Below are 11,492 nucleotides of genomic sequence, written 5' to 3'. Positions count from 1 at the left end.
TCCCATCCCGAACAGGACCGTGAAACTGCTTTGCGCCGATGATAGTGTGGCACTTGCCCATGCGAAAGTAGGTCACCGCCAGGTCCTATACTGAACCCCTCCGTGCCATGCACGGAGGGCTTCTTTTATCCAGCATGATTCAGGCTGTGGGGACATGTCCCGGCAGCCAACCGTCTTTTCCGGCGGCCATAGCGAGCGGGCACCACCCCTTCCCATCCCGAACAGGACCGTGAAACTGCTTTGCGCCGATGATAGTGTGGCACTTGCCCATGCGAAAGTAGGTCACTGCCGGACCCCCTGCCGAACCCCTTCGTACCGAGTACGAAGGGGTTTCTTCATTTGTGGCCCCGTTCACGGGACCGACATCGGGGCTATGCTAGTGTCCGGGTGTATGCCTGACAGGAGGCGGTACCGATGAGCTCATCCTTTCCCGATCATTTCTCTGCCGTGGCCGATGCCTATGCCGACTTCCGGCCGCGCTATCCGGATGCCCTGTTCGACTGGCTGGCGGCTGCGGTCGACTCTCGCCGGCTGGCGCTCGATGTGGCGACCGGCAACGGCCAGGCGGTGGCCGGGCTGGTGGACCGCTTCGAGCGGGTACTGGCCAGTGATGCCAGCGCCGGACAACTGGCCCGCATGCCGGCGTGGGCAAATGTGGAAACGCGCTGTGAACCGGCCGAGCAGCTGTCGGCGGCGGACGACAGTGTGGATCTGCTGACCGTGGCCCAGGCCCTGCACTGGTTCGACCATCCGCGCTTCTTTGCCGAAGCCTGGCGCGTGCTGCGGCCTGGCGGGCTGATCGCTGCCTGGTGCTACCAGCAGTTCGCCAGCGACGATGCCGCGCTCGATCTGGTGCTGGAGACTTATTATCACGATGTGGTCGGCGCCTACTGGCCACCGCAGCGGGCCTGGGTCGAACAGGGCTATGCCACGCTGGACTGGCCGTTTGCCGAGCTGCCGGCACCCGCATTCACGCTGGAGGCCGACTGGAGCCGCGCCCAGCTGCTCGGTTACCTGGGCAGCTGGTCTGCCACCCGTCTGGCCGGGGAAGCGACCGGCCGCGATCCGCGCGCAGCGATCGTCCCGGCGCTGGCACGGCTGTGGCCGGACGACGAAACGCGCCGCCTGCGCTGGCCGCTGAAGTTGCGGGTCGGGCGAAAGGGAATGAACCTTGTTTGATGTAAGTCAAATAATGTCTCATGTCCGGTAGAATAGAGCGAATACTCGACTATATGGAGTCTCAGATGCTGTACCCCGAGCTGTATGCCCAGTTGGAAAAAGCACGCTGGAACATGGCGACCGACATTCCGTGGGAGGAATTCGACGCCGACAAGCTGACCGACGAGCAGGCGCAGACCGTCCGGATGAATGCCATCACCGAATGGTCGGCGCTGCCGGCGACCGAGATGTTCCTGCGCGACAACAAGGATGACAGCGACTTTTCCGCTTTCATGTCGATCTGGTTCTACGAGGAACAGAAGCACTCGCTGGTGCTGATGGAGTACCTGCGTCGCTTCCGTCCCGAACTGGTGCCGACCGAGGCCGAACTGCATGCGGTGCGCTTCGAGTTCGATCCGGCCCCGAAGCTGGAGACGCTGATGCTGCACTTCTGCGGCGAACTCCGGCTGACCCAGTGGTACCGCTGTGCATCCGAATGGCACTCGGAACCGGTGATCAAGCATATCTACCGCACCCTGTCACATGACGAAGCGCGCCATGGCGGCGCCTATCTGAAATACATGAAGCGGGCGATCGAGCAGCATGGTGACGAAGCCCGTACTGCCTTCGCCAAAATCGGCATGCTGATGGCGGCCTCGGCCCGTGCCGGCAAGCCGCTGCACCCGACCAACCTGCACGTGAACCAGTCGCTGTTCCCGAACGATACGGTGCAGAGCCGGTTGCCGGACCCGGACTGGCTCGAAGACTGGCTGACGCAGAAGATCCGTTTCGGCAGCGAATGGGAGCAGCGCGTGGTCGGTGGTATCCTGCGCAACTTGTCGAGTCTATTCGGCGTCGAGCTGGACACGGTGCAGGCCCTCAATCGCTACCGCAAAACGCTCGGCGCAAGCCCAGCCGCATGAACTATCCATTACCTGATTTCGAGCAGAAAATCTGTCCGCCGGAGGCGCTTGCCGCCCGGCTGGACACCATGCCGAGGCCGCTGGTCTTTACCAACGGCTGTTTCGACATTCTTCACCGCGGCCATGTGACCTACCTGGCCCAGGCGCGTGCGCTTGGGCAGGCACTGATTGTCGCGCTGAATACCGATGCCTCGGTGCGACGGCAGGGCAAGGGCGACGACCGCCCGGTCAATGCACTGGAGAACCGCGCGGCAGTAATGGCCGCGCTGGCCTGCGTCGACCTGGTGACCTGGTTCGACAGCGACACGCCGGCCGATCTGATCGGGCTGGTCCGCCCGGACGTGCTGGTCAAGGGCGGCGACTGGACTCCTGACCGCATTGTCGGCAGCCGCGAGGTGCTGGCCCGTGGCGGACAGGTGCACTCGATACCGTTCCTGCACGCCACTTCCACCACGGCCACCCTCGCCCGCATTCGCGATACGCAGGGACGCTGACATGTTTGCATTGCTGCGCACGCTCGGCGACGGGCAATTCCATTCCGGCGAAGTGCTGGCCACGCAACTGGGCCGCTCGCGTTCGCACGTGTGGCAACTGGTGCAGACCCTGGAACGTGACTACGGGCTGACGCTGCAGCATGTACGCGGCCGTGGCTACCGGCTGACGCCGGCGATCGAATGGTGCGATGCCCGCACCATCTCCGCGCTGGCCGGCGGTGGCTGGAATGTCGAGATTGCCGACGAAATCGATTCGACCAATACCGCCCTGCTGACCCGGGCCGGCAACGGCTGCCCGGGCGGGCTGGCGCTGTTTGCCGAAGTCCAGACTGCCGGCCGCGGCCGCCGCGGCCGTCGCTGGCAGGCGCGGGTCGGCGAGTCGCTGACCTTTTCCGCCCTGTGGCGCTTCGAGGGCGGCATAGGTCGCCTGTCCGGCCTGTCGCTGGCGGTCGGGGTGGCCATCGTGCGGGCACTGGCCCATTTCGGGCTGCCGGTGGCGCTCAAGTGGCCGAACGACGTGCTGATGGACGGGCGAAAGCTGGCCGGCATCCTGATCGAACTGGCCGGCGACAGTCTGGGCCCGACGGCGGTGGTGATCGGCATCGGCATCAATCTGACGCCGCCGGCCGTCGTCGACCAGCCGGTGACCGGCACGCGCAGCATCCGGCCGGAACTTGGCCGCAACGCGATCGCCGGACGGCTGCTGGCCGAACTCGGTGACGTGCTGGACCTGTTCGCCCGCGAAGGCTTCGATGCGCTGCGCGACGAATGGCAGCGGCTGTTCGCCTGGCAGGGACAGGCAATTGCCGTGCATCAGCCGGACGGGAATATCGTGCATGGCATCGCGATCGGCGTCGACGCAACCGGTGCGCTGCGGGTACGCACCGCCAGCGGAGACATTGTGGTGCATGCCGGCGATGTCAGCCTGAGGATGGCATGAGCACGCTGCTGATCGATGCCGGCAATACCCGGGTCAAATGGGCCTGGCTCGGTGCTGACGGACGTCCCGGGCCGGTACACGCCTGCCCGCATGACGATCTGACCCCGCTGGGGCTGGCTGTGGCGCAGACGCCGCCGCAACGGGTCGTCGGCGCCAGCGTGGCCTCGCCGGCCGACAACAGCGCCATCGCCGCGCTGGTCGGACTGCCGGTCGAGTGGCTGCAGCCGACGGCGGAGCGGGCCGGCGTGCGCAATGGCTACCGTGATCCGGCCCGGCTGGGCGCGGACCGCTGGGCAGCACTGATCGGTGCCCACCATGAGCCCGGCGGTGACCTGCTGGTGGTCAGTGCCGGCACCGCGCTGACCCTCGACTGCCTGGACCGCGACGGCATGTTTCGCGGCGGCACCATTGCCCCCGGATTTGCGCTGATGCGGCAGAGCCTGGCGCGGGGAACTGCCCGGCTTGGCTACCCGGAAGGGGACTACGCCACCTATCCGCAGCAGACCGCCGATGCGATCCTGTCCGGCTGCATTGATGCGCTGGTGGCGCCGGTGGAACGCCGCGCCGCACGCTTTTCCGCCGACCTTGGCCGCCCGGTCCGCATCCTGATTGGCGGGGGGGATGGCATGATGCTGATGTCTCATCTCGCCGTACCGGCGGCGATTGTGGATAATCTGGTTCTTTCCGGACTGGCACTGGTCGCCCAACCGCTATGTTGAAATGGATTTTTGCCTCACTGGTCGTGGCCAACCTGGTCGCGGCGACGGTGATTTCGCTCGAAATGCCGCACGAGGTGTATACCGCCCCGTACGAATTCAATGCCCATCAGGCGAGCCGGCTCGCGCCCAGCGAGGCCGAGGTCGTGCTGGCCAGCGCGAAACCGACGGCCGATGCCGGCCCGGCACCGGCCGATACGGCGAAGACGGGTGAGGCCGCCGCAGCTTTCCCGGCGGATACCCCGGCCGGGAAAGCTGCCGACAAACCGGCTGACGCCCCTGTCGCCAGCGGGACTGACAAGCCGGCAGACAAAGCGGCCGAGAAACCAGCCGAGAAACCGGCCACGGCCGGCAAGGTGGCTGACAAGCCGGTTGAGAAACCTGCGGACAAACCGGCCGCGAAGGCGGAGAAAACCGCCGACAGCAAGCCGGCCGTTCCCCGGGTGTGTCTGGCGCTGGGTGCCTTCGGTGAGCAGGATGTGGCATCGGTACGCGCCGCACTCGGCAAGCAGGGCCTGAAGGCGAAGGAAAGCGTCAGCGAGACCGGGGGCCGTCCGACCGGCAAGCACTGGGTGTACCTGCCGCCGGCTGCCGATCGCGCCGCCGCCAATACCCGCTCGCTCGAACTGAAGGGCAAGGGTTTCGACAATTACGTCGTTGCCAACGAACCGAACAAGAATGCGCTGTCGCTCGGGCTGTTCAGCCAGGAAAGCGCGGCCAGGGCCTTTGTCGCCAAGCTGAGCGCTGCCGGCATTACCGGTGCCGACATCGAGTCGCGCGGCAAGGGCATCAAGCAGACCCGATTCCTGCTCGACGGGCTGGAACCGGCCGAAGCCGGCGCGGTGCGCAAGATCGCCGGGCAGTGGCCAAAGGCCAGCCTGCAGACGCGTCGCTGCCAGTAGAACCGCGATTGCGGTTTCGCCCAACGGCCGGTCAATGACCGGCCGTCATCATTTGTTCATCGGTTTTTCACTGTGCAGTCATGTCATGACGATAGCGTGGCGGTCATTTCCATGACCTGAAATCGTGCGCCGTGAGCAAACTGATCAAGACCGACGACAGCATCGTCAATTCCAGCGATAACCGCGCTTTTTCCGACCTGGTCAGCGCGCAACTGTCGCGTCGCAGCCTGCTGAAGGGCGGCGCCGGCGCGGTGGCCGCCGGCCTGTTCTCGCCCTTGTTCGCGCCGCTGGCCGGCCTCGCGGAGGCGGCCACGCCGGCCCCGGTCGCCAGAGCGGTGGCGCTGGCCTTCGAGCCGGTACCGATCGCCGTGCGCGACAGCGTGGTGGTGCCGGACGGCTATACGGCCGAGGTGCTGTACGCCTGGGGTGACCCGACCGGCATCCGGGGCCGGATGCCGGCCTTCAAGCCTGATGCCAGCAATACCGCCGCCGAGCAGGCGGTGCAGGCCGGCATGCACCACGACGGCATGGCGTACTTTGCGCTGCCGTTCGGTGCGCAGAGCTCGCGCCGCGGCCTGCTGGCAATCAACCACGAATATATCGACGACGGGCTGCTTCATCCTGACGGCATGAAAGACTGGAGCGAGGCCAAAGTGGCCAAGGCCCAGGCCGCCGTTGGCGTGTCGGTGATCGAAGTCGAGCATGCCGGCGACAACTGGCGGGTGGTACGCCCGTCGTCGTTCGCCCGGCGCATTACCGCGCAGACACCCTGTGACATCGCCGGTCCGGCGCGCGGCCATGCGCTGATGCGGACCGAGGCCGATCCGAAAGGCACGACCGTACTCGGCACGTTCAACAACTGTGCCAATGGGCAGACGCCGTGGGGCACCTATCTGACCTGCGAGGAGAACTGGAGCGATTTCTTCGCCAACAACGGCACCCTGACCGAGGACGACAAGCGCTACGGCATCAAGGCGCAGGATGCCGGCTACCGCTGGAGCGAACGCGACTTCCGCTTCGACCGCCAGGTGACGCCGAACGAGCCGTACCGCTTCGGCTGGGTGGTGGAAATCGATCCGTACGACGCGAAGTCCCGGCCGGTGAAGCGGACCGCGCTCGGCCGGGTCAAGCATGAGGGCGCGACGGTCTCGCTGGCGCCGGACGGCCGGGTGGTGGTGTACATGGGTGACGACCAGCGCTTCGAGTACATCTACAAATTCGTGTCCAGCGGCAAGTACAAGCCGCACGACCGCAAGGCCAACCGCACCCTGCTCGATCAGGGCACGCTGTATGTCGCCCGCTTCGACGATGACAACGGCGGGCGCTGGCTGCCGCTGGTGCATGGCCAGCACGGGCTGACCGCCGACAACGGCTTCCGCGATCAGGCCGAGGTGCTGATCCACACCCGCCGCGCTGCCGACAAGGTCGGGGCGACCAAAATGGACCGTCCGGAGTGGATTGCCGTCCATCCGGAGCGTCCGTGGGAGCTGTACTGCACGCTGACCAACAACAGCGAGCGCGGCACCGATGGCAAGCCGGGCACCGACGCGGCCAATCCGCGTGCGAAGAATATCTTCGGCCACATCATCCGCTGGCAGGAAGCCGGCAATGATCCGACCAGCGACAGCTTCAAGTGGGATCTGTTCGCGCTGGCCGGCAATCCGACGCTGGACGGCGCCAGCAAGGGCACGGTCAATGGCGACGCGTTCGGCAGCCCGGACGGGCTGAAGTTCAGCAGCAACGGCATCCTGTGGATTCAGACCGACGTGTCGACCAGCACGCTGAACCAGAAGGAATACGCGAACATGGGCAACAACCAGATGCTGGCGACCCTGCCGGAGACCGGTCAGGTGCGCCGCTTCCTGACTGGTCCGAACGGCTGCGAAATCACCGGCCTGGCGTTCACGCCGGACAACCGCACCCTGTTCGTCAATATCCAGCACCCGGGCGAAACGTCCAGCGAGCGTTCGGACCCGGCGCAGCCGAAGGCGGTGTCGAGCTGGCCGGACGGCGATGCCGGCGGCCGGCCGCGTTCGGCGACCGTGGTGATCCGCCGCCGCGACGGTGGCGTCATCGGCGTCTGACCGGGTCCGGAGGCCGGGCGCGACCTACTTCTTGTGCTTCTTCTTCGAAGAAGACCGGGTTGCGCTGGCCTTGCTGCTCTTCTTGCCGGCACTGGCATGGGCCTTCCTGCTGCCGGCCTGATGCTTGCGGGCGGAGCCATGTCTGGCGCTGTCGGCGTGTCTGCCGGCCCGGGTGGCGGCCGGCGCGCGGGTCGGGTCCTCGTCGGCGAGCCGGGCCAGGCGGGCCGGTTCATCCGGCAGGCGGGTCGACAGCTTGTCGACCAGACCGGCAAGCTGCGGACCGGCGGCGAGCTGGTTGCCGGCGGCCAGTTGCTGACGCAGCACGTCGTCCCGCGCGTCCTTGGCCTGCTGGTAGCGGGTGGTGGCGTCGGTCACGCTACCGCTCAGCAAGTCGGGAAACGGCCGGGCGGCCACTTCGCGCGGGGTGCCGCCGAGCTGTTCCTGCAGTGCGCGGACCTGGCGAAGTTCATTGGCCTGGGTCTTGATGGTGTCGCTCAGATAGGCCTTCCAGACCGGTGAGCGGACGCGGGGAAACAGCATGACCGAGGCGTCGATGACATCCTGGTGGTGCTGGGCGATGACTGCCAGCAGCTCGGCCTGATCGCGAGGCTGGTCGATGCGCGTGTCGGCGGCTGCTGACGGCAGCGGGCGGGCACTGGCAGAAGCGGCCGGTGTGCGGGGAGGCGTCTGGCAGGCGGCAAGGCCGAGGGCCAGTACTGCGGCGGCAAGCCGGAGCATGGGTCGCATGAGGGTCTCTCCTGGAACGTTGGGGCAACGGCGGGGACCGAATCGGGCCGGTGTGCGCCGCTGCGGAAATCCGGATGGCTGGCGAACCGGAAAGAGAACACGGAACGCCGGGCCACACGCTACACGGCGGCGGTGCCGCTGTCAGCCTTTCCACCACTTTTCACGACACAGGCATCCTGCCCGGCAGGCGGGTACCGGTAACGGCATGACGGCTCGATGCGGCAGGCGGGCACTGCCATGGCGGGACAGGTCGATGACTGATGATGGTTTTTTGCGCCGATCGGTGGCAATGTTAGGTTGATCGACGACCGGACGCGGAGCCCTCCGCAAACACCGCCCGGCGCCAAACCCGTTTTCACACCCAGCAGAGCATTCCGACCATGTTCGAACACGTTGACGCCTATCCCGGCGACCCGATCCTGACGCTCGTCGAAAAATTCCACCAGGACCCGAGACCGACCAAGGTCAATCTGGGCATCGGCCTGTACTACGACGAAGAAGGCCGCATTCCGTTGCTGCCATCGGTCAGGAAGGCCGAAGCGGCCCATGCCGGCGAGACCGGCCCGCGCCCGTACCTGCCGATGGAAGGGCTGGCCGAGTACCGCACCGCCGTCCAGGGCCTGCTGTTCGGCAGCGACAGCGCGGTGCTGCGCGACGGCCGGGTCGCCACCATCCAGACCATCGGTGCGTCCGGCGCGCTGAAGATCGGCGCTGATTTCCTCAAGCGCTACTTCCCCGACAGCGGCGTCTGGGTCAGTGACCCGACCTGGGACAATCACCGCGCCATCTTCGAAGGTGCCGGCATGGTGGTGAACACCTATCCGTACTACGACGCGGCTACCGGCGGCGTGCGTTTCGATGCCATGCTGGCCGCGCTGGAAGCCCTGCCGGCGCGCAGCATCGTGCTGCTGCATCCGTGCTGCCACAACCCGACCGGCGTCGACCTGTCGCGCGAGCAATGGACGCGCCTGATTCCGGTACTGCGCGACCGTGAGCTGGTGCCGTTCCTCGACATCGCCTATCAGGGCTTCGGCGACGGGCTGGAGCAGGATGCGTTCGCCATTCGCGCACTGGCCGAGGCTGGTGTCAGCTACTTTGTAAGCAATTCGTTCTCGAAGAACCTGTCCTACTACGGCGAACGCTGTGGCGGGCTGTCCGTGGTCTGCCGTGACCGTGACGAAGCCGCCGTGGTGCTCGGCCAGCTGAAATTCACCGTGCGTCGCAACTACTCCAGTCCGAACACCCACGGCGCCAAGGTCGCGGCGCGGGTGATGCTTGACCCGGGACTGCGGGCGGAATGGGAAGGTGAAGTGGCCGGGATGCGGGAACGCATCAAGGCCATGCGCCAGTCGCTGTTCGATGTGCTGACGGCCAGGGTGCCGGGCCGTGATTTCAGCTATTTCCTGTCGCAACGCGGGATGTTCAGCTACACCGGGCTGACCCCGGCCCAGGTCGATCGCCTGCGTGAAGAGTTTGGCGTCTATCTGGTTCGCTCCGGCCGCATTTGCGTGGCCGGGCTGAACTCGCGCAATGTCGACTACGTCGCGTCGGCCATGGCGGCCGTACTGGCCTGATCCGCCTCGCCCGATTGAAAACGCCGCTTCCGGCCGGGATGCGGCGTTTTCGTTTGCGGGTCAGGAGGCCGGGGGCAGCGTTTGCGGCATGATACGGGGCCGCTGGGTGTCCGGGTGCAGCCAGCGATGCAGTAATCGGGTGCCGAACGGGATAAAGACGAACACCATGACCGGTGTCAGCATCAGTGTACTGGCCAGCACGCGCAGCACGACCGGCAGCGAGGCCAGCGAGGCGCCGAACAGCAGCGTGAATGCCAGCGAGACCGGGAAAAACACCAGCCAGATGGTGACCGCCTGCTTCCAGCGAGGCGGCGGCGCGACCGCGAAGCCATGATCGAGCCCGCGCGCCTCATGGACCTGGCTGGCGTGCACCAGTCCGGTGCCTTGGCGCAACCAGTCGCGTCGTTCGGGGGAGTCGGCCCAGCGCGCCAGACTGGCATCGTCGCTGAAGCGGAATACGATCTGATGGTTGTCGTCGCCGGGGGCCGGGGCGAGGGTACCGGAACCGAGATAGCCGGCAAACTGTGCCGCCAGTTGCTGGCCGCGCTGCATCCAGGCAACGAAGTCGTCATGGCGTTCCGGTGCAATCCGGCGAGTCACCAGCAGGGTGACGGGGGAAGAGGGGGCTGGCATGGGGGATCTCCTTGGCATCGGTCTGCGCCTGCCCGGGGTGGTGGGGGGCGCATCCGGCCGGCCCCCGTTCGGGGCCGGCACAGGCAGGAAGATAGCAAGGAACATGCCGGGCCGGGCATCAGGCCGCGTGGCGGTCGATCACTTTCCGTTCGGTGCTGAACCACCAGATGACCAGCCCGGTCAGGGTCAGGACGGCACCGGCGATCATGACACCGGTCCAGTCGGCGACCATGTAGATGGCGGTCGAGGTGACCGAGCCCAGTGCGCCGCCGATGAAATAGCAGGTCATGTAGGCGGCGGTCAGACGGCTGCGCGCCTCCGGCCGGATGCGGTAGATCACGCTCTGGTTGGTCACGTGCACGGCCTGGACCGCCAGATCGAGCAGCAGCACGCCGATGACGAACGCGACGATCGAGCTCTTGGCCTGTGCGATCGGCAGCCATGACAGCAGCAGGCAGCACAGACCGAAGGTGGTGGCGCGGCCGGCATGCCCGGCGTCGGCCAGCCGCCCGGCACGGGATGCCGCCAGCGCCCCGGCGGCCCCGGCCAGACCGAACAGGCCGATGGTGGCATCGGAATAGTGGAACGGGGCGCGGGCGAGCAGGAAGGCCATCGGCGTCCACAGCAGACTGAAGGCGCCGAACACGATGGCGCCGAGCAGGGCGCGCAGTCGCAGTACCGGCTCCTCGACAAACAGCAGGAACACCGAAGCCAGCAGGCGCGGGTAGCTGAGCCGGGTGTCCGGCCTGTGCGCCGGCAGGGTGCGCCACAGGGCGAAGGCCATCAGGCTCATCAGGATGGCGGCGACCCAGTAGACGGTCTGCCAGCCGCCCAGCGCGGCCAGGGCGCCGGCCAGCGTCCGTGCAAGCAGGATGCCGAGCAGCAGGCCGCTCATGATGGTGCCGACCACCCGTCCGCGCTCGGATGGCGCGGCCAGTGAGGCGGCATACGGCACCAGCACCTGGGCGACTACCGAGAACAGCCCGGTCAGCGCCGTGCCGAGCAGGATGAGCCAGAACTGGCGGCCGAAGGCGGTCAGCAGCAGGCCGGCGGCGACCAGCAGCGACATGCCGACGATCAGCCGCCGCCGTTCGAGGATGTCACCGAGCGGCACCAGCAGCATCAGTCCGAGCGAATAGCCGAGCTGGGCGGTGGTGACCAGGAAGCCGGCGCTGGCAATACTGAGGTCGAAATAGCGGGCGATGGTGTGCAGCAGCGGCTGGGCGTAGTAGTTGCTGGCGACGGTCAGGCCGGTGGCGACGGCCATCAGTGCCACCATCGACGGTGGCAGGCGGGGAGAGGAAGCGGGGGGCGGCATCGG

General features: G+C 66.7%; 11 protein-coding genes and 1 rRNA gene. 9 read left to right on the top strand and 3 right to left on the bottom strand.

Annotated features, from left to right (window positions below; genetic code table 11):
- The first annotated feature begins 178 nt into the window (after positions 1–178).
- The 8 genes from rrf (at position 179) to DFO50_RS13935 (ending at position 7,217) form a co-directional block, all read left to right on the top strand.
- Positions 179–294, top strand: a 5S ribosomal RNA gene (rrf, locus tag DFO50_RS13970).
- Between the two features lie 120 nt (positions 295–414).
- The gene (locus DFO50_RS13965) at positions 415–1,179 is read left to right on the top strand and encodes a class I SAM-dependent methyltransferase (RefSeq protein WP_112692753.1); all 765 of its coding nucleotides are present in this window, start codon (positions 415–417) and stop codon (positions 1,177–1,179) included.
- A 65-nt stretch (positions 1,180–1,244) separates the two neighbouring features.
- Positions 1,245–2,081: a ferritin gene (locus DFO50_RS13960; RefSeq protein WP_028500269.1), complete on the top strand. Its 837-nt coding sequence runs from the start codon at positions 1,245–1,247 to the stop codon at positions 2,079–2,081.
- Positions 2,078–2,575: a D-glycero-beta-D-manno-heptose 1-phosphate adenylyltransferase gene (gene rfaE2, locus DFO50_RS13955; protein WP_028500268.1), complete on the top strand. Its 498-nt coding sequence runs from the start codon at positions 2,078–2,080 to the stop codon at positions 2,573–2,575. The genes DFO50_RS13960 and rfaE2 overlap by 4 nt, the downstream gene beginning before the upstream one ends.
- Position 2,576: 1 nt before the next feature.
- A complete protein-coding gene (locus DFO50_RS13950; protein WP_028500267.1) occupies positions 2,577–3,515 on the top strand; it encodes a biotin--[acetyl-CoA-carboxylase] ligase in 939 nt (312 codons plus the stop codon).
- Positions 3,512–4,234, top strand: coding sequence for a type III pantothenate kinase (locus DFO50_RS13945; RefSeq protein ID WP_112692752.1), 723 nt, complete (start codon positions 3,512–3,514; stop codon positions 4,232–4,234). The genes DFO50_RS13950 and DFO50_RS13945 overlap by 4 nt, the downstream gene beginning before the upstream one ends.
- Complete coding sequence (locus DFO50_RS19895; RefSeq protein WP_112692751.1) at positions 4,228–5,133, top strand: SPOR domain-containing protein; 906 nt, start codon at positions 4,228–4,230, stop codon at positions 5,131–5,133. Before DFO50_RS13945 ends, DFO50_RS19895 begins: the two co-directional genes overlap by 7 nt.
- A gap of 131 nt (positions 5,134–5,264) precedes the next feature.
- On the top strand, positions 5,265–7,217 hold the full coding sequence (locus tag DFO50_RS13935; RefSeq protein ID WP_107888974.1) for a PhoX family phosphatase: 1,953 nt from the start codon (positions 5,265–5,267) through the stop codon (positions 7,215–7,217).
- Between the two features lie 24 nt (positions 7,218–7,241).
- On the opposite strand, the gene DFO50_RS13930 is transcribed toward DFO50_RS13935, so the two are convergent.
- Positions 7,242–7,964, bottom strand: a complete 723-nt coding sequence (locus DFO50_RS13930) for a hypothetical protein (protein WP_146745104.1) — start codon at positions 7,962–7,964, stop codon at positions 7,242–7,244.
- Between the two features lie 380 nt (positions 7,965–8,344).
- Here DFO50_RS13930 and DFO50_RS13925 point away from each other — a divergent pair, with 380 nt between their 5' ends.
- Positions 8,345–9,538: an amino acid aminotransferase gene (locus DFO50_RS13925; RefSeq protein ID WP_107888976.1), complete on the top strand. Its 1,194-nt coding sequence runs from the start codon at positions 8,345–8,347 to the stop codon at positions 9,536–9,538.
- A gap of 60 nt (positions 9,539–9,598) precedes the next feature.
- Here DFO50_RS13925 and DFO50_RS13920 read toward each other — a convergent pair whose 3' ends face one another.
- Together DFO50_RS13920 and DFO50_RS13915 are read right to left on the bottom strand one after the other, a co-directional pair.
- Positions 9,599–10,171 (bottom strand): antibiotic biosynthesis monooxygenase, encoded by a 573-nt coding sequence (locus DFO50_RS13920; RefSeq protein ID WP_107888977.1) that lies wholly within the window; start codon positions 10,169–10,171, stop codon positions 9,599–9,601.
- A gap of 118 nt (positions 10,172–10,289) precedes the next feature.
- Positions 10,290–11,489 (bottom strand): MFS transporter, encoded by a 1,200-nt coding sequence (locus DFO50_RS13915; RefSeq protein ID WP_107888978.1) that lies wholly within the window; start codon positions 11,487–11,489, stop codon positions 10,290–10,292.
- Between the last annotated feature and the right edge of the window lie 3 nt (positions 11,490–11,492).

The sequence above is a fragment of the Microvirgula sp. AG722 genome, from assembly GCF_003269145.1.
Taxonomy (GTDB): Bacteria; Pseudomonadota; Gammaproteobacteria; order Burkholderiales; family Aquaspirillaceae; genus Microvirgula; species Microvirgula aerodenitrificans.
The sequence above is the reverse complement of the archived record's forward strand: the minus strand, read 5'-3'. Positions and strand labels throughout refer to the sequence as shown.

Excerpts from the sequence above, each read along its gene's own strand:
- DFO50_RS13965 (WP_112692753.1), top strand. The coding sequence starts at position 415 with ATGAGCTCATCCTTTCCCGATCATTTCTCTGCCGTGGCCGATGCCTAT.
- DFO50_RS13960 (WP_028500269.1), top strand. The coding sequence starts at position 1,245 with ATGCTGTACCCCGAGCTGTATGCCCAGTTGGAAAAAGCACGCTGGAAC.
- rfaE2 (WP_028500268.1), top strand. The coding sequence starts at position 2,078 with ATGAACTATCCATTACCTGATTTCGAGCAGAAAATCTGTCCGCCGGAG.
- DFO50_RS13950 (WP_028500267.1), top strand. The coding sequence starts at position 2,577 with ATGTTTGCATTGCTGCGCACGCTCGGCGACGGGCAATTCCATTCCGGC.
- DFO50_RS13945 (WP_112692752.1), top strand. The coding sequence starts at position 3,512 with ATGAGCACGCTGCTGATCGATGCCGGCAATACCCGGGTCAAATGGGCC.
- DFO50_RS19895 (WP_112692751.1), top strand. The coding sequence starts at position 4,228 with ATGTTGAAATGGATTTTTGCCTCACTGGTCGTGGCCAACCTGGTCGCG.
- DFO50_RS13930 (WP_146745104.1), bottom strand. The coding sequence starts at position 7,964 with ATGCGACCCATGCTCCGGCTTGCCGCCGCAGTACTGGCCCTCGGCCTT.
- DFO50_RS13925 (WP_107888976.1), top strand. The coding sequence starts at position 8,345 with ATGTTCGAACACGTTGACGCCTATCCCGGCGACCCGATCCTGACGCTC.
- DFO50_RS13920 (WP_107888977.1), bottom strand. The coding sequence starts at position 10,171 with ATGCCAGCCCCCTCTTCCCCCGTCACCCTGCTGGTGACTCGCCGGATT.
- DFO50_RS13915 (WP_107888978.1), bottom strand. The coding sequence starts at position 11,489 with ATGCCGCCCCCCGCTTCCTCTCCCCGCCTGCCACCGTCGATGGTGGCA.